General features: G+C 44.4%; 17 protein-coding genes and 1 pseudogene. 11 read left to right on the top strand and 7 right to left on the bottom strand.

What is annotated here, in order from left to right; genetic code table 11:
* Positions 1-177: 177 nt before the first annotated feature.
* Complete coding sequence (locus QGP82_RS25570) at positions 178-360, bottom strand: pyridoxamine 5'-phosphate oxidase family protein (protein ID WP_163697603.1); 183 nt, start codon at positions 358-360, stop codon at positions 178-180.
* Between the two features lie 136 nt (positions 361-496).
* Here QGP82_RS25570 and QGP82_RS25565 point away from each other — a divergent pair.
* From QGP82_RS25565 to QGP82_RS25540, 6 genes and pseudogenes are all read left to right on the top strand, one after another.
* Positions 497-616 (top strand): annotated as a pseudogene (locus tag QGP82_RS25565) (class I SAM-dependent methyltransferase); the annotation flags it as partial.
* Between the two features lie 35 nt (positions 617-651).
* Entirely contained in the window at positions 652-1,479 is an 828-nt protein-coding gene (locus QGP82_RS25560) for an NAD(P)-dependent alcohol dehydrogenase (protein WP_499061425.1), read from the top strand.
* A gap of 707 nt (positions 1,480-2,186) precedes the next feature.
* Positions 2,187-2,765, top strand: coding sequence for a DUF1997 domain-containing protein (locus QGP82_RS25555; RefSeq protein WP_163697607.1), 579 nt, complete (start codon positions 2,187-2,189; stop codon positions 2,763-2,765).
* 214 nt (positions 2,766-2,979) lie between these two features.
* Positions 2,980-3,477: an orange carotenoid protein N-terminal domain-containing protein gene (locus tag QGP82_RS25550; RefSeq protein WP_163697608.1), complete on the top strand. Its 498-nt coding sequence runs from the start codon at positions 2,980-2,982 to the stop codon at positions 3,475-3,477.
* Between the two features lie 273 nt (positions 3,478-3,750).
* Complete coding sequence (locus tag QGP82_RS25545) at positions 3,751-5,130, top strand: MATE family efflux transporter (protein ID WP_163697611.1); 1,380 nt, start codon at positions 3,751-3,753, stop codon at positions 5,128-5,130.
* Positions 5,131-5,340: 210 nt separating this feature from the next.
* A complete protein-coding gene (locus tag QGP82_RS25540) occupies positions 5,341-5,598 on the top strand; it encodes a TIGR03643 family protein (RefSeq protein WP_163669233.1) in 258 nt (85 codons plus the stop codon).
* A 105-nt stretch (positions 5,599-5,703) separates the two neighbouring features.
* Here QGP82_RS25540 and QGP82_RS25535 read toward each other — a convergent pair whose 3' ends face one another.
* From QGP82_RS25535 to QGP82_RS25525, 3 genes are read right to left on the bottom strand one after another with little or no spacing between them, the layout of a single operon-like run.
* Positions 5,704-5,886 (bottom strand): DUF2256 domain-containing protein, encoded by a 183-nt coding sequence (locus QGP82_RS25535; protein WP_499061424.1) that lies wholly within the window; start codon positions 5,884-5,886, stop codon positions 5,704-5,706.
* Positions 5,887-5,903: 17 nt separating this feature from the next.
* Positions 5,904-7,358, bottom strand: coding sequence for a DASH family cryptochrome (locus tag QGP82_RS25530; RefSeq protein ID WP_499061423.1), 1,455 nt, complete (start codon positions 7,356-7,358; stop codon positions 5,904-5,906).
* A 32-nt stretch (positions 7,359-7,390) separates the two neighbouring features.
* Positions 7,391-8,227, bottom strand: coding sequence for a DUF3598 family protein (locus QGP82_RS25525; RefSeq protein WP_163669227.1), 837 nt, complete (start codon positions 8,225-8,227; stop codon positions 7,391-7,393).
* 320 nt (positions 8,228-8,547) lie between these two features.
* Between QGP82_RS25525 and QGP82_RS25520 the strand changes: the two genes are divergently transcribed.
* Positions 8,548-10,068 (top strand): cryptochrome/photolyase family protein, encoded by a 1,521-nt coding sequence (locus QGP82_RS25520; RefSeq protein ID WP_499061422.1) that lies wholly within the window; start codon positions 8,548-8,550, stop codon positions 10,066-10,068.
* Between the two features lie 11 nt (positions 10,069-10,079).
* Here QGP82_RS25520 and QGP82_RS25515 read toward each other — a convergent pair whose 3' ends face one another.
* Positions 10,080-10,295, bottom strand: a complete 216-nt coding sequence (locus QGP82_RS25515) for a hypothetical protein (RefSeq protein WP_163669223.1) — start codon at positions 10,293-10,295, stop codon at positions 10,080-10,082.
* 64 nt (positions 10,296-10,359) lie between these two features.
* Positions 10,360-10,539, bottom strand: a complete 180-nt coding sequence (locus QGP82_RS25510) for an NblA/ycf18 family protein (protein WP_499061421.1) — start codon at positions 10,537-10,539, stop codon at positions 10,360-10,362.
* Positions 10,540-10,901: 362 nt separating this feature from the next.
* On the opposite strand from QGP82_RS25510, the gene QGP82_RS25505 reads away from it, so the two are divergent.
* The 4 genes from QGP82_RS25505 (at position 10,902) to cruG (ending at position 15,407) form a co-directional block, all read left to right on the top strand.
* A complete protein-coding gene (locus QGP82_RS25505; protein WP_163703054.1) occupies positions 10,902-11,276 on the top strand; it encodes a rhodanese-like domain-containing protein in 375 nt (124 codons plus the stop codon).
* A gap of 729 nt (positions 11,277-12,005) precedes the next feature.
* The gene (locus QGP82_RS25500; RefSeq protein ID WP_163669217.1) at positions 12,006-12,536 is read left to right on the top strand and encodes a hypothetical protein; all 531 of its coding nucleotides are present in this window, start codon (positions 12,006-12,008) and stop codon (positions 12,534-12,536) included.
* A gap of 742 nt (positions 12,537-13,278) precedes the next feature.
* Positions 13,279-14,190, top strand: a complete 912-nt coding sequence (gene cruF, locus QGP82_RS25495; protein WP_499061420.1) for a gamma-carotene 1'-hydroxylase CruF — start codon at positions 13,279-13,281, stop codon at positions 14,188-14,190.
* 17 nt (positions 14,191-14,207) lie between these two features.
* Positions 14,208-15,407 (top strand): 2'-O-glycosyltransferase CruG, encoded by a 1,200-nt coding sequence (cruG, locus tag QGP82_RS25490; protein ID WP_163669213.1) that lies wholly within the window; start codon positions 14,208-14,210, stop codon positions 15,405-15,407.
* 262 nt (positions 15,408-15,669) lie between these two features.
* On the opposite strand, the gene QGP82_RS25485 is transcribed toward cruG, so the two are convergent.
* Entirely contained in the window at positions 15,670-16,518 is an 849-nt protein-coding gene (locus QGP82_RS25485) for a class I SAM-dependent methyltransferase (protein WP_499061419.1), read from the bottom strand.
* Between the last annotated feature and the right edge of the window lie 128 nt (positions 16,519-16,646).

Below are 16,646 nucleotides of genomic sequence, written 5' to 3'. Positions count from 1 at the left end.
GACTCACAGGGGTACTTAATTGAAATTCTAATCAATGCAGCGGATTCTCTGGTCAGACCTTGGATACGGGGGCTGGAAACCCTTCTCTCCTCAGAGCAAGTCGCCATTAATTTGGGCAAAACTTAGGAAGTTATGAAGCTTATACTCGCAAAATACCTTATCGGCTGATATCAGGTGTTACTCAGATAAAACTGCGGCCATGCCCCCCATGGAAAGTCCCTTGATTTGCGCCCAGTCTTCACACTCGCGATCAACTGTCAGAGAGACCTTATTGCAACGCTGGATATTTTGCACTTTCTGGCATGCGTGCCCAGTCATGAAATAGAGCTTGAAACCATCATTAGCGTAAGCAAAAGCCATGACGAACCTATGAGGATAGTTGTTCTTAATACTTCAAATCTCTGACTGCTTCACAAGTTCTTCAAGTTCTTTTTCTAGCCTTAAGCGGGAGGCTCGGTCTGATCAGAGATTACATGGCTTTTAAAGACACTCGCCTTTAAAGACACTCACTTTTCAAAAAATTGCTATTTTTGGAGCCAATCTGGGTGCTTTCTCAAGGGGTGATCAGTTAACCACTGAAGACTTTGAAATGCTAGTGATAGCTGAGAAAATGTAAATTTGGAGAAATCCCATGAATTGGATTGGCATTTTATGAGAGCCTCACCATTTATTATCCGTTTCATCTCTGGGTTGCTAAAACCAAACCCCAAAAATAGGATGCTCGGAGCAGATATTGCCGGGCTAGTTGAAGCAGTTGGCCCAAACGTTAAGCAGTTTAAGGTGGGTGATCAGGTGTACGGAGAGATCTCTAGGGGAGGTTTTGCTGAGTATGGGTGTGTTACTGAAGATAAATTAGTGCTAAAACCGGCCAAACTATCGTTTGAGCAAGTAGCTGCCGTCCCGGTTGCAGGCCTTACCGCTTTGCAGTGTTTGCGCGATCAAGGGCAGATCCAGTCAGGGCAAAAGGTTTTGATCAATGGTGCATCGGGTGGTGTGGGCACGTTTGCCATACAGATTGCCAAGTTTTTTGGAGCAGTTGTGACTGGTGTATGTAGCACACAGAATCTGGACACGGTACGAGCGCTTAGAACAAACCAGGTCATTGACTACACCCGTGAAGATTTCACCCAAACCGGGCAGCTGTATGATCTGATTTTAGATAATGTCGGCAATCGTTCGATTTCAGATATTAAGCGTATAGTGAGCCCTAATGGCACCTATCTCTTAAATGCCTATGCTCCAACTTTGATGTTGCAATTGATGCTGCAACCAGGGAAATCAAAGACTGGAGGGCAGACAATGCGCAACACGGATATTACCAAAGCAAACCAGAGTGACCTGGAGTTTTTGACAGAACTGCTTGCAGCCGACAAGATTGTACCTGTTATCGATAGAGTTTACCCTTTGAGCGAAGTTGCAGACGCCATCAGATATTTAGAAACAGGGCATGCCCGAGGAAAAGTTGTCATAACTTTGTAAGCTTGGAGCCGTTTGCATGAAAGCGATTGTATACACTCAACAGGGATCACTGAATGTGCTCCGGCTAAAGGATGCAGAGAGGCCCACGCCCAGATAGAAGACTCTATAACTTAGACCAAAACCCGAGATCTTTGGATAACAACAGATCGGAGGTATACCTCATATCCAAAGGGTCTCAGAATCATTATGGTCTCTTTAGTAGAGAGTTCTATTCTTGTCATCACAAAAGAGAATTGTCAGAACAACTCTATGAATATTGAGTATATGTGGGGAAATGATTCAGTTAGATAGCTCTGAGTAATATAAACACTACTCAAATTCTGACCCACGTGGAGAACCGTAATTATAGAAGCCGGATAACCGAAGTATCTGTATAGCCATTAGAAATAGACATTTGTACGGGTTTCCACCCTCTATCTTCCAAAGGACGGCTAATTAGAATAGCTAATGTAAGTGTTTACTAAACGTAATAAATTGAGGCCGCTACGATGCCTTTGATGACCTTTGCAACTTTTCTGCTATTCCTTTGGTCGATTGGAATTGCGCTGGATCAATTTTCCAAACAAGAATCCACCGAAAAAGCCTTATAAAGGCTCAATGTGAGGAAAAGTGCTCATAAACACGTTCATATCAGAAAAGATTTACCTCAATCCAAAATGTTTGGATGAGTAGCTTGAACAACATTTAGATAGATTTGGAGTCTTGCCATGCAACATTTCCACGTAACCCAAACGCTTAGGATGAACGTGCCCAACGAAGCAACTTCGATTGAGCACTATCTGTGCCAGCCTCAGCGTCTGGTTCAAGCGATTACTGATTCTAGCCGAATTCAACAGTTAGCCCCATCTCACTTTCGCTTGCGGCTTCGCCCCTTGCAATTCATGATGTTACGGTTTGAGCCTATTGCTGACTTGCAAGTCTGGACAAATCCTGATGGGACACTTCAGTTGCGATCGCTAAATTGTGAGATTCGAGGTGCAGAACGCCTGAATCAGTCTTTCCATCTAGAATTATCTGGCAAACTGCAACCTCAGCGTCAGAAAACAATCACCGAGCTAATCGGAAAAGCAGACTTAATGGTGCAAGTAGAAATACCGCCTACTCTCAAACTGTTTCCTGAGCAAGTTTTGCAGACAACTGGCAAGGCATTTCTCAATGGCATCTTGTTGACCATCAAGTCTCGGTTAGAACGTCAACTTGTTCAAGATTATCGTCGCTGGGTCAGAGCCAATCAGGATAGTCAAATATCTCCTCTAGCTACTTCAGTAGGCAGTCTTGCTAGCTAAGTCATACAGCGTTGGCATACTTGGTGGCATGGCAGGTATGACGTTACCAAGTCGGGGCGATCGCGTCATCAACTGGCTCCATCGGAATGACATTGTTGACACAATTGAATTTACTCAGTTCGAGGACTCAAGACCAGAACCAAACAATTGCAATGTAAATTTACATTGCGTTACAATAATTCACAAAGAATTTCAGATTCTAGGAACCCACCCCATGACTATTGCTGCTGACAAGCCAGTTTACTCTAATATCTTTGCCGCTGTGCCCGATGCGGTGGCCTCCATCCAAAGACTACCTGTTGACGACCAACTAGGTCTCTTATGGGTTCTATATGAAAACATGGGAGGCTTAGTAACGCCTGCAGCTTCCGGTGCAACAGATCGGATCAAGCTAGCCGGAAATTTAATCTATCAAGTGGCTAATCTATCCCATGAAGAGCAGCTACAGTTTATGCGCGATTTGGTGGTAGGAACTAACAACGCCATAACTCGCGATTACGGATGCCTGACTAGCAACAACAAATTGGCATTTTGGTATCAGTTGGCCGAGTGGATGCGCTCCGGAGATGTCATTCCGGTACCACAGGACTATCAGCTCTCTGCACCAGCAATGGCAGTCCTGAATAAGCTCATAGCCCTGGGCTTTAACCAACAGATTGCAGTCCTACGCCTAATCGTTGGCAAGATGGGCATTAATCCCTTAACAGCTTAACCGTCTGCTTAAGCGATTACTTATTTCCCAACAAGCAAGTCAATGCTCACTAGCAACATCAGATCATGCAAATTCATTGGCCGCAATTCCTTTTGAAAATTCTGTTCTGGTTAAGTGCAGAAATAGCATTGACTTGCTTAGGCTTGGACGATTTGGCTGACTACAGCGAGTTTCTCCTCCAAGATCGTAATAATTGCTCATCACCCGCAACATCTGTTGAGCTTGTCACTTCAATTTGACAGCTCACATCCTGCCAAACACTCCAACTTAATAATGCAGTCTTCTCTCACAACAGGTCGAGTTCCGCTTCAGCTCCTCAAGCTATCACTTCCCATGGTTTGGGGTGTCTTGGCAGTATTAGCGTTTAGTCTGGCTGACACGTACTTTATTGCTCAATTGGGTACAAATGAACTAGCAGCTATCAGTTTTACCTTTCCAGTCGTGTCTATTTTGGCGAGCGTAGCCATGGGCTTAGGCACAGGGGCGGCCTCTGTCATTGCTAGAGAAATCGGTAAAGGGAATCGGCAAACGGTACAGCGCCTGACTACGGATAGTTTACTGCTATCTTTCCTTATTGTTGGGATTCTTGCTGCTCTTGGCTTGATGACAATTACGCCTTTATTTACAGCTTTGGGAGCTGGCTCTGTCCTCCTGCCAATGATTCGCGACTACATGGGTATTTGGTATTTAGGCATGGTTTTCCTGGTTGTTCCCCTGGTCGGTAATAGTGCCATTCGTGCTTCCGGTAACACAATGGTTCCTAGCCTGATTATGACGTTTGCTGCAGCTGCTAACATTGTGGCCGACCCACTGCTCATATTTGGTTGGGGTCCGTTTCCAGCCTTAGGTATTCAAGGGGCTGCCTTGGCAACAGTGCTTTCACGTGCGGGTACTCTCGTCGCCTCTCTTGCCTTCCTTCACTTCCGAGAGCGCTTATTGCTATTTACCTTGCCAAGTTTGGCAACATTAGCAAAAAGTTGGTATCGCCTTTTATTTATTGGTGTGCCTGCAGCCGCAACTAATCTAATTTCCCCCTTGTCTGTCGGAGTTATCACAGGTTTGATTGCTCGTTATGGAGCTGAAGCCGTGGCTGGTTTTGGGCTAGCATCACGGATAGAAGCCGTGGCGCTAATTGTACCTTTGGCAATTTCAGCCAGTATTGGTCCTTTTGTTGGGCAAAATTGGGGTGCTCAGAGATATGACAGGGTGAAGCAAGCGCTCCAACTCAGCTTCTATTTCTGCCTGGGCTGGGGAGTTATCATCAGTATCTTACTGGCAATGTCGTCATCTCAAGTCATTGCTTGGTTTGATGGTAACCCTGACGTTATCTCCAGTGCTAATATTTATTTGACACTTGTGCCTATTAGCTATGGTGCCCTAGGAATTGTTTTGACGGCTAGTTCGGCATCTAACGCTTTGGGAAAACCAGCTCCAGCTATGGGAATGTCGTTATCTCGGTTGTTGCTTCTTTATATTCCCTTAGCTTATTTGGGTAGTCAGTTATTTGGCATCGCCGGTATTTTTGGTGCGGCCTGTCTGTCTAATGGAATAGTGGGTCTAGGAGCTTGGCTGTGGCAATCTCGCTGGATTAGTCCTCTCCCTAGAGCAACATCAGAAAAAATTTCAACTTTGCCAGAGGTTGTTGTTCGGTAGCAAGAATTGTCTAAGGACCTAAAAGGCTGGAAAAGTCAATGTAATTACTGTGGTTTTATGAGAGACTCCCTGATTACTTGGATAAAGTCGTGCTTAGTGGCGACTGCTATAATGTCTGAGAAATATGTATAGGAGAATAGATTGAGCACTACTCAGTCTGAGTAAAATGCAGGTTCCTTGCTTTGACACAACACTAAAGAAACCCCTTTGATGAAACTTTCTGGTCTAAACCCCAATACTGTTAACCGAGTCATCGAAATGGCCTGGGAGGACCGCACTCCCTTTGAAGCTATTGAGCTGCAATATGGCCTTAAGGAAAAACAGGTCATTACGCTGATGCGGCGAGAAATGAAGCATTCCAGTTTCAAGATGTGGCGAAAACGGGTTACTGGGCGCAAAACTAAACATTTGAAGCGGCGGAGCTTTAACAGTGGACGCTTCCGTTCACAAAATCAAAAGGGTTCATAAATAACATTACTAACTGGGAAAACCAGCTCCAGCTATGGGAATGTTGTTATCTTAGTTGTTGCTTCTTTATATTTCCTAATTTTCCAAGTCAGTACTTTAGGAAAGTTACGAATCAGAATCTGGTCTCTCTTTGTCAATCTTGACGTTTGATCGACGGCGGCGACAGCGATCTGAGCAATATTTTACGTCTTCCCAACAGGCGGCCCATTTTTTGCGCCAACTGAAGGGGCGATTGCAAACAGGGCAAACTTTAGTGGGAAGATTCGATTTAGAGCGCTGACGTGCCATATGTTCCAGGGAGTGTGTTAGCTAGTGAATGCAGAATTGTAACGTCGCTCATTTGACTTTATGGACTTAAAGAAGTCAACAACTGGGCGCGGGTAATCTATACCTAATTGACATTGATACCTTTTCTGCTCCTCCATAGTGAGTTTTTCTGGCTGATGAACTTTATCTCCAGGAATTTGCATAAGCTCTGGCAGCCAATGTCTGATGTAGTCGCCAGTGGGATCGTACATACTGGATTGCTTGAGCATATTGAAGTATCGGAAGCCTCTCGCATCATTGCCAACACCTGCAGCGTAGTTCCAATTTCCCCAATTGCTACAGACATCGTAGTCAATTAATTGAGATTCGAACCATTCTGCTCCCATCTGCCAGTTAATGCCCAAATTTTTTGTGAGGAAGCTGGCAACGTTTTGTCTGCCTCGATTAGACATAAACCCGGTAGCTGCTAGTTCTCGCATGTTTGCATCAACTAGTGGAAAGCCTGTCTTGCCCGCTTGCCAAAGTTGGAATCTTGGCCAGTCTTCTTGCCAAGCGATCATTAATCGTTGCAATCCAGTGCGGTAAAAAATGCGATCGCCATGTTTTGCACAGATAAAACGGAAAAAATCTCGCCATAATAGTTCAAATATCAACCAATAGGTGGAGTCGTTACGAACGCGTTCACTTTCATAGGCTTGGACTTGTTCATAGATCCAACGAGGTGAAAGGCAGCCTAAGGCCAGCCATGGCGAAAGTTTGGAAGAGTAATCAGCTCCCAACATACCATTTCGAGTTTGCTTATAGTCCTTGAGACAATCCTTAGCCCAGAAGTAATCATGTAATCTTGATTGTCCTGCGTTCTCTCCACCCTTAAACATGAGAACAGCTCGATCATCAAGTAGTGGAGCACTTAGCCCTAACGTCTCTAGTGAAGGGAGCTGCCCCACGTCAACTTCAGCTAGTTTTGGTAGCTGGACAGGTGTAGGAAACACGTTCCTAACCACCACAGCTTTCTCAACTTGCTTACGGAATTTAGAGAACAGTTCTGGCAGTTGATCAATCCCAAAAGGTAGATCGTCAGGATAGTATAACGTTGCCCCCCAGAATGTTCTCAATGGAATTCCCAGCGTAAGCAGTGCATCTTGGAGAGCTTTTTCAACAGCAACTTCCTCAGCAGTCACTTCATGATGGCAAAAAACTGCTTTGATGTTGAACTGCCGGGCAAGTTGTGGAATCACGTCCTCGGGTAAGCCATATCGAACAATTAAGTTACTGCCCAACTGTTTTAGCGAATGGCGCAAGTCGGCTACGCTTTCAAGCAAAAACTGTCCTCGAAAAGCTCCCGTTTTTGGGAAACCAAAAGAAGTCGTGGAAAAATGGCGTGGATCAAAGCAATAGACTGGAATAACCTGAGTGTCTTCTTGAAGTGCGCGAAATATTGGCTCATGGTCATGCAAGCGTAAATCATTGCGGTACCAAACTAAATTGATCATCCGTAAGTACAATATCTGAACTTCAAAAAAACTTACTTAACTCTGTGTTCAGTCACATGGGTTGCACTCACCCATTCACCTTTTTCGTTGTAATTACGAATCAAGCGTTGACGTTCGTTGTCCGTCACGAGCCAGCCTAACTCAACAAAAAACGACTGGCGGAGTTTGAGGTGCAGGGGGGTATTACTAGATGTGCCATCAGGGAGTAATAAAATCTTTCGTGGGGTAGGACTCTCTTCAAATTGCAGGATATTACCTGTTATTTGAGCAGTTGATGTAATGGCTTGATTGCCAAACGATAGGGTTTGTTGCAAACGTCCACCATTGATTTCTTGCACGTCCAAGTGAGTTGTATAGGTCGCAGATGGCTGCCAATCAGAGTAAACCGTCAAAGCGGTCCCTTGCCACTGCCCCACCAACTGTTTAATGGTCAGGGGAGAGCGTTCAGCAGCATTTGTGCCTGTGCGAAATTCTCGAATCAGGGTAAGACTGCTCAACTCTCCTTGACGATCGTAGAGTTGGACAAAACGCAATCGACGGTTTTGAGTCACAAAACCGTATTCTGCTCCAAATTCACTAAAGGGTGCCAGTTGCAGTGACCCTTTAGAAAAGGCTCCCGTTTCGAAGAAAATTATTTGTTTTCCTAGGGAGCGATACTCCTGTGAGTAGTCTGAAACGGGAGGTTCACCGTAGCCACCAGAACCAAATCGACGTACCCTGAACTTTACTAACTGATTATCTTCGACCCCTTCCAGGTTAAGAATCGAAGGAGTCGAGTCTAAGATCTCTCCCTCCAGTGAAACTGAGGTAAACGAACCTTGCCATTCTCCTAAATTTTTTAAGAAATTTTCCCAGTTGGTCTCCATCATGAATCTGAATGGCCTCTAAAAGCCCGCGAAACTTCTGTTTAGCTACAGAAATGTTGGCTATCTCTACAAAATTGCCTGAAAACAAGCAATATGTTCAGGCATTTGTGGACAAATCACTTCCCTTAAGACCTATCTAGAGACGTCTCTCTCCATAGCTTGTGCATAAACTGCTAGAGCATTCGCAAAATGAATGTCACAGTAGTTATTTTTCTAGACTTTTGTAAACATTGTAAGGGTTTAGTAGGATGTGAAACAATATCTACTTCCCTCTTGGGGCGTAGGCTCAAAGCAGTTTTGTGATCTGAGTCTTTGGAGATTCTATGGTTGTAGGAGTTTGGGTATTAGGCGATCAACTTTGGGCTGGGCAGTCAGCGCTACTCCGCTGTGCTGATCGTAAAGCACAGACGCCTGTTATTGCGATCGCATCCTCCGAGTTTGCTCGTTCTCGCCCGTATCATCGACAGAAGTTGATCCTAGTCTGGTCTGCCATGCGTCACTTTATGACCGAGCTGGAGCAGGCGGGGTGGCCTGTAACCTACGAAATAGCTGACAACTTTGAAATGTCCTTGAGGCAGTGGGGAAAGGCCAATCAGGTGACCGAACTGTTGATCATGACTCCGAATGACCGTCCCTTTGCCAGCCAAATCCAAGCTTTAGACTTACCCTTCAAACTGACATTTGTTCCAAATAATCATTTCCTCTGGACGGAAGCGGAATTTAAAGCGTGGGCAACGGGTCGAAAAACCTTACTAATGGAAACGTTCTACCGAGAAGGGCGACGACGTTTCCAGGTTCTCATGGCGGGCAAGACTCCAGTTGGGGGACAGTGGAATTATGACAAAGCCAACCGCAAACCACCCAAAGGGGATCTCAATCCGCCAGAACCTCTTTGGTTCGAACCAGATGCAGTGACTAAGACCGTCATTGAGCATGTCAGGAGCCAAAATTTCTCCTCCTATGGAGATTTGGAACCATTTCGATGGGCAGTCACTCGTCAGCAAGCCTTACAGGTATTGGAGAACTTTATTGAGCAGCGCTTAGCAACCTTTGGCCCCTATCAGGATGCCATGGTGACAGGGCAGGATACCCTGTGGCACGCTTTACTATCTCCCTATTTAAACCTGGGCTTGATTCAACCGATGGAGGTGATTCAGGCAGTAGAGCAAGCTCACTACGAACGTGCGCTGCCTCTCAACAGTGTGGAAGGACTTATTCGCCAAATTCTTGGATGGCGAGAGTATATGCATGGGCTGTATGGCTATGTAGCCGATGACGTTATCGAGTACTCCAATCGTAATTGGTTTAACCACACTCGACCACTACCAGAGTTTTTCTGGACTGGTGAAACCGAGATGAATTGTCTGCATCAAACTCTCTCCCAAGTGCAGCGCACCGGCTATGCCCACCATATCCAAAGGCTTATGATATTGAGCAATTTTGCCCTGATTACAGGGCTGTCTCCTCAAGCTGTAGAAAGCTGGTTTCACGCTGCGTTTATTGATGCCTATGATTGGGTCATGCAAACCAATGTCCTAGGGATGGGATTATTTGCTGATGGCGGACTCTTGGCCTCTAAACCCTATGCGGCCTCGGCCAATTATATTAATCGGATGAGTAATTACTGCAAATCATGCCGGTACAATGCCAAGGCCCGTATCGGTGAAGATGCCTGTCCGTTCAACTTTTTCTATTGGGATTTTCTGGATCGACATCGAGATAAACTCCAATCCCAAGGCCGTATGAGCTTTATCTTGAAGAACTTAGACAAGATGACTGCAGAGGATTTAGCTCAAATTCACCAACAGGCAACAGATTGGCATAAGTCTTACATCGATGAGTAGTTCTACTCTAACTAGAACATTAGCCAGGAGAGGGTTCCGCCTGCTGCAACCCCAAAGAGTACTATCTCCTTTACTGGCAAAAACGACATAGCTGACCTTTGATGCTGCGATCGGTGCTGCAAGGCAACATAAAAATTTGGCATCCCCAGCAGGAAGAACATAATCGCCAGAGCACTGCTGGCCTGAGGCACCTGCTGTTGCTCCAATCTGAACGGTTGTGTTGTCATGGTTATCTGCTAAAAATATCGACGGTTTGGCTCTATAAAAAAATCCAAATATAAAACCAATGGGTTAGCCAATACCCCAAGCTTCTTTAAGGATCTGACTGAAAGATGTATTCTGAAAAAGCATTAATTCTTTCAATTTCACCAGTAATATCTGAGCATCTTCATGGGAGAGCCGCTCAACTTGCTGTTCAAAGGCCTTCAGTTCAAATTGTTGCTCTAAGGAAAGTTGTTCACGGACGTTCATAGCAACCTCAACAGTGATCGTTGACCTTTACAACCGACAACTTAACACTACGTTACAAACCTTGCAAGCGTAAATACTTTATGATAGGCAATTATGCCTATGTATCCATCGTCAGTGGTTTAGTGTTGGGTTAAGGAGCTGGATAGAAGCTGCAGCCGTTATATCAGAGTCGTCTAGTGACACCAGTGGTGCAGTCATTTTAGGTTTGCAAAATCGTATTAACAAGCATATTTACTTATGGTGTATTCATTAAGTCCATCCTAAAAGGTCAATTTAATTAAAATATAAATTAACACTCTCTTTATATTGCGTTACATTGTAGATACCGCTCCTAATTACAGCATCTTTAGCTGTTTAACGTTATGCCCACCCCTTCATTTCTCTTTTCAATTCCAGGGCCTCTTAAGGCTCAGTCCACTGTCTTTGACCTCAAAGATCGTCTTGATTGGGGCGAACCTGCTCTGACTATCATTGATGTCAGAAGTAGAGATGCTTTCAACTCAAGTCACATTACCGGGGCAATTCTAATGCCCATGGATGAATTGGTGGTAAATGCCTCTGCATCTCTTGAGTATGAACGTGACATCTACATCTATGGAAGTTCTGATGTGCAGACTGCTAAAGCGGCTTCTAAACTCCGTGAAGTTGGGTTCCACAATGTTTCTGAGCTTACCGGTGGCTTAGCAGCATGGAAAGCAGCTAGAGGTGCAATCGAAGGTGCTCTGGTAGCTGCCTAGCACTTGACCTCTTTCAGCTAAGTTCTCCTATTTTCTAAAAAACAAGCTCCTCACCATAGCCACATGGTTTGGTGGGAGCTTATTTCTTCGCGGATTGCTTTCATGAAACAAGCTTTACAAAGTAGCTCAATTGCTCTGAGTCAAAGTTATATTCATCTGTTTGACCCATGTTCTTTGACTTACTGTTGCACATATCCCGCAGTTTGTTGATAACAACAGGAACTCAAGTAAACATTCGTCACGCAGAAAGAATTCCGTCCACGGGAGCGATGCTAGTGATTAGCAACCACCGTAGTTTTCTAGACTTAACGCTAGTGATGAACGTTGCAGACAGCTTGGGAATAGAGCTCAAGTTGGTCAACGTTTTTTTGAGGAGTATACACGGCGCTCGACTGAACTGTTAGTCACAAACAACGTTACACAGTTCTCTAAGTGATAACCATGTTAACAACACCTTTTTCGGTTCTTCCTACAGAACTTTCTGTAGGGTAATTTGAACTCGTCTAAAACTTCTTTTCTTTCTGTATTGCTGCAATAGCAGCGTCAGCACTCCTTTCTCTTCAATGCAAGAGTGCAAGTAGCTGAGAAATGCCGGCCTGCTTTATTAGTCTCGACCTTGGTTGTAAGCATTGCAACCAATCATTATTTCCGAATCTTCAATGCTTGGTATGGCGCATATGCCCTGCAAAGTCGAATAAGTAAAAGTCTAAAATCGTCGGAGTCACTCCAATGGATAAAAACGAGAAAAACTATTTAGTTGCTGTACTACCAGAACGGATACAAGCTGAGAAGGCATATTTAGCTCTACAGAAAGCCAACTTGCCTATAGAACAACTGGACATCTTAGGAAGGGGCTACAAAACTGCAGACGAGTTTGGCTTGATAAATCCCAATGATGAGGCGAAAAAGCAGATTGATTTGCTTGCAAACTGGATCATCCTGTTTGGATTCGCAGCAGGTTATTTCTTCAACTTGCTAACTGGTATTGAAATCATTAGCTGGTTTGGCAATGTGGGCAATCACATTTTAGGTGGACTCTTTGGTGCAGCAGCGGGGGCTTTTGGTGCTTTTGCTACAGGTACTTTGTCTGGTTGGACCGTCAGCAGCAAGGATGCGATCGCTTATCGAAACCGATTAAATTCGGGTAAATATCTCATTATTGTCCAGGGAACATCTGCTTTCATTCAAGAGGCAACCCAGTTACTCCGCAAGTACGGTCCTGAAAACTTGCAAGGGTATGTTGAGACCAGTCGAGTGTAATCCCTTTGATTGCTCAAAAAGAGTACAAAAAATCTAAGAATGGGATCATGATCGCATGGTCCCTGATATTCTCATCACTTCCCTCCAAATATTGCATCTGCCCAAGTATCAGCTTTGGGAGCAGTTTCTGAAAGTATAACCTTAGCCACATCTGGGAAATACTGTTGCATACAACTATCGCAAACGCCATGGGTAAACTCGACATCTGAATAGTGTTCGATAAACTTCGCAACAGTTAACCAAGAGCCCTGGTCATTGCGAATACCTTTACAGTAGGAACAAATTGAAATACGCCCTTCTATCAGCTCGATTCAGCAGGGGTATCCAGAACTTGATACTGTCTAATTAAAACACTGTCAGCCCCTTCTTATATTTTGACTTAGCATTTCCAGGGTGTAGTAAAGACAGGTGAAACCGCCGTGAGCCTCTCAATCAGCATCATTGATGTATTCCATGTTTCACTCCAGGGGCTCAGCTTGCTATACTGTCTAACTATAAATATGAACTTTTATAAAGCACTTTTTCAAATGGATAGTGTTTTGATAGCTTAACCTTTCTCATTAGAGCGGCAAAGTTGTTACATCTACCGCTGATTCATTGCTCTCAGATACTTTGGCGGGTTCAAGATTATTTCACCAGTGTGTATGTAGTCTTGCGTATGGATAACAAGTTATTTTGCATTATTTCTGTGGCCACAGCAGATTTTTAGATGGCTAGCACTTTGATTTGAGGTTTATCGGGTATGAATTTATTAATGCGCGTGGAAAAGTGGTGCCTTTGGGGCCACGTTCTCTCGATGGTATTTGGTTTAGCAGGGTTACTTTGGGTAATGCCTCATCCAGAGATTTTGGAATATTTACCAGCGGGTTCCACTCTTTACAGCTGGAGTTTAGCAGGTGGTGGAGTGGCCTATATCCTAATGGGAGTAGTCACTACCTCTCTTTATTGTTATCGGACTATTGGGCTTAAGGCACTGCTCGCTTTTTTGATACCCGCTATTAGTGTGTCTTTGTCTTGTGAATTATTGGGTACCAGTACTGGTTTGCCATTTGGCGACTACAGCTACCTCAATGGTTTGGGCTATAAGATTGCTGGGTTAGTTCCGTTTACTATTCCTCTGTCTTGGTTTTATTTAGGCATTTCCTGCTATTTACTGGCGCGAGGTGGCCTCCTGACGAAAGGCCAGTCTAGTCTGTGGCAACTACCAGCCTTAACGACAGGGGCGTTATTGCTCATGTCTTGGGATTTCGTGTTGGACCCAGCCATGAGCCAAACAGCGATGCCATTTTGGTATTGGCATACGCCAGGAGAGTTTTTCGGTATGCCATATCAGAATTTTGCCGGTTGGTTTTTCACTGGGTTGATCTTCATGTCTATCGCGGCCACTTTCTGGCGAGAAAATGGGCATGTTAATGGGTTGACTCGTTCCGAGCTATCTATACCCTTGATTATCTACATGGCCAACTTTAGCTTTGCCATGTTGATGAGCTTAGCAGGCGGCATTTATACTCCTGTGTTTCTAGGACTGATTTTGGGTTTGTTACCAGCCTTCATGTGTTGGTTGACTGCCCCCATCGATAGCGACTTAGTCATGGTGCAAATACGGTTACGACCAACCGTTGAAATGCATACGGCTGGGGTATCTGAATCGTGATAAATGTGGCTACTTTGATGCAGGAGGTAGATGGGCTCAGTGCTATCTCACTTATCCTGCTGGCGGTTCAGCTACCAGCCGTGATGGTATTGTTATCACGGCTGTTCAAAGGCCCTACCCGTCGTCGTCCACTCCAACCTCGGTCAGCAGCACCAGACCAATCAGGTGCTGTGAGTGTAGTGGTACCAACGCTTAACGAAGCTAAACGGATTACTCCCTGTCTACAGGGCCTAAGGCATCAAACTGATGAAGTGCGTGAAATTTTGGTGGTGGACAGTCACTCAACAGATGGAACTCGTGATTTAGTTAAAGCTGCCCAGGCAGAGGACTCCCGATTTTGTTTATTGACCGATGATCCCTTACCCCCCAATTGGGTAGGACGTCCGTGGGCTCTCCACTATGGCTATACCCACAGCTCTCCCCATAGCAAATGGGTATTAGGTATTGATGCTGATACCCAACCCCAACCTGGTTTGGTAGCAGCATTGATATCAGCAGCTGAGGAGGAAGGTTATGATCTAGTCTCTCTATCTCCTCGATTTATTCTGAAGACCCCTGGTGAGATATGGTTACAGCCTGCACTGTTGATGACTTTGGTGTACCGCTTTGGTCCTACAGGTGCTAATAATAATTGTTCAGAACGAGTCATGGCCAATGGCCAATGCTTTCTTTGTCGGCGAGAACTGCTAGATCAGCTGGGAGGTTACACCATTGCAAGAACATCTTTTTGTGATGACGTTACCCTTGCCCGATACGCTGCTCACGTTGGGGCAAAAGTAGGCTTTTGGGATGGAGCTTTGTTGTTAAAAGTTCGCATGTATGAGGGGATGGAGGAAACCTGGAAAGAATGGGGACGATCTCTTGATCTCAAGGATGCATCTTCGCAAAGTCAGGTTTGGAGCGATTTGTGGTTTTTGACCAGTGTGCAGGCGTTGCCATGGCTAAGCCTACCTATCCTACTGTTAGGCGCTACTAATCCCAGCCTATCGCTAAGGCTAACTATCGGATTAAATGGCGGTCTGATTGCAATTCGATTTGCCTTACAGTTTGCAATTTCGGTTTCCTACGATTTGACTCAGGCCCAAGGAAAGTGGTTATTTTGGCTATCGCCTTTGGCCGATCCACTGGCAGTTTTACGCATTATGTTATCCTCACTTCGCACACCTAAAAGCTGGCGTGGACGGAAGTATGATCTAAATAACGTGCCGTTAGCTTAATTGAATTTCAGTTTTTTACTATAACACCACTGGTGGTTCTGTTTTCAAAGTGAGTAGAGGAACCATCGCTCGTGCATGTGTCAAACATTACATCAGCATACTAGATCCCGAAGAGCCGTTTGGTGGGAGCTTGTTTCTTTATAAATTATCTTCTGGGCAACAATTCTTATTTTGAAGGAGAAACAATCACCTTCCAGCTAACGGTGCAAATAACCTGTGCAAATGGAGCGCAGCGAAATTGGCATCCGCGTTCATTAGCTTGTTATGTACTCTCCACTTTCCTCGCAACCACTGCCATATCAACAGAATTTGTGGAAAAAGCCGAGCCTGCGACATCAGAGTAAAACTCTACGACCTCAAATCCATTCTCTTCAAACTCTTCACGTAATGAATCTTGGCTGAAATATTGCAGCCAGTTATAGACAACACGGATTCTCTTCTCTTCAACTATAGTGTATTTATCAAGTGTTACTTTTTCCTGGTCATATTTGAATGTGTTCAGGAATCCATAATAATTTTCAGAAGACCAAAAATGATCGAGTTGGTTATATTCGTATGTTACAACCTCATCCCTATTATTGAATCCATTTAATGAATGAACGTCCAATAGGACTGATCCACCAAGCTTTAGAAAATTGTGAAACTTGGCAAGTATCGTTTTTCTCTGCGATGGGCTTAACGCACAATAGTCACAAAAAATCATCGTAATGAGATCAAATCGTTTCTCAGTCTCAAACACCAAGTAGTTTTGTTGACAGTATGTAATATTCAATCCTCTTTGGTCAGCGATCTTTTTTGCATACCGAATAGACCTTTCGGAAAAGTCGATCCCGGTAACATCAGCATTATTTTCAGCAAACAGAGTGGTATACAACCCTGGTCCACACCCAAAATCAGCAATACTTGTATTTGAATGGATGCCAAAATGAGACACTATCCACTTTGCAGATCGGGCTATAAAATCTTTATTTCGGGATGAAAGGTCAACAGCCTCGTTCAAATGATATTCAAGCATTTTCTTTGATGTATACTCATCAGTCCATAAATCTTCTGCCGTATAGAACTGAAAAGGCATAGGGCGCGAGTTTATTTCTTCTAATTTATTAAACATAGCTGACGGGGTTACACAACTGCTGCAAGGCCCATAAATTCAGTAGTTAAGAATGGGTAGATAAAAAAAGATAGGCTAGTTTTACGAACACAACCTATCACGACCTATGATACCGTCAATCTACCAAA

Source organism: Leptothoe sp. LEGE 181152 (assembly GCF_032906605.1).
Classification (GTDB): domain Bacteria; phylum Cyanobacteriota; class Cyanobacteriia; order Phormidesmidales; family Phormidesmidaceae; genus Leptothoe; species Leptothoe turfae.
This window is presented reverse-complemented; position numbering and strand designations above follow the sequence as displayed.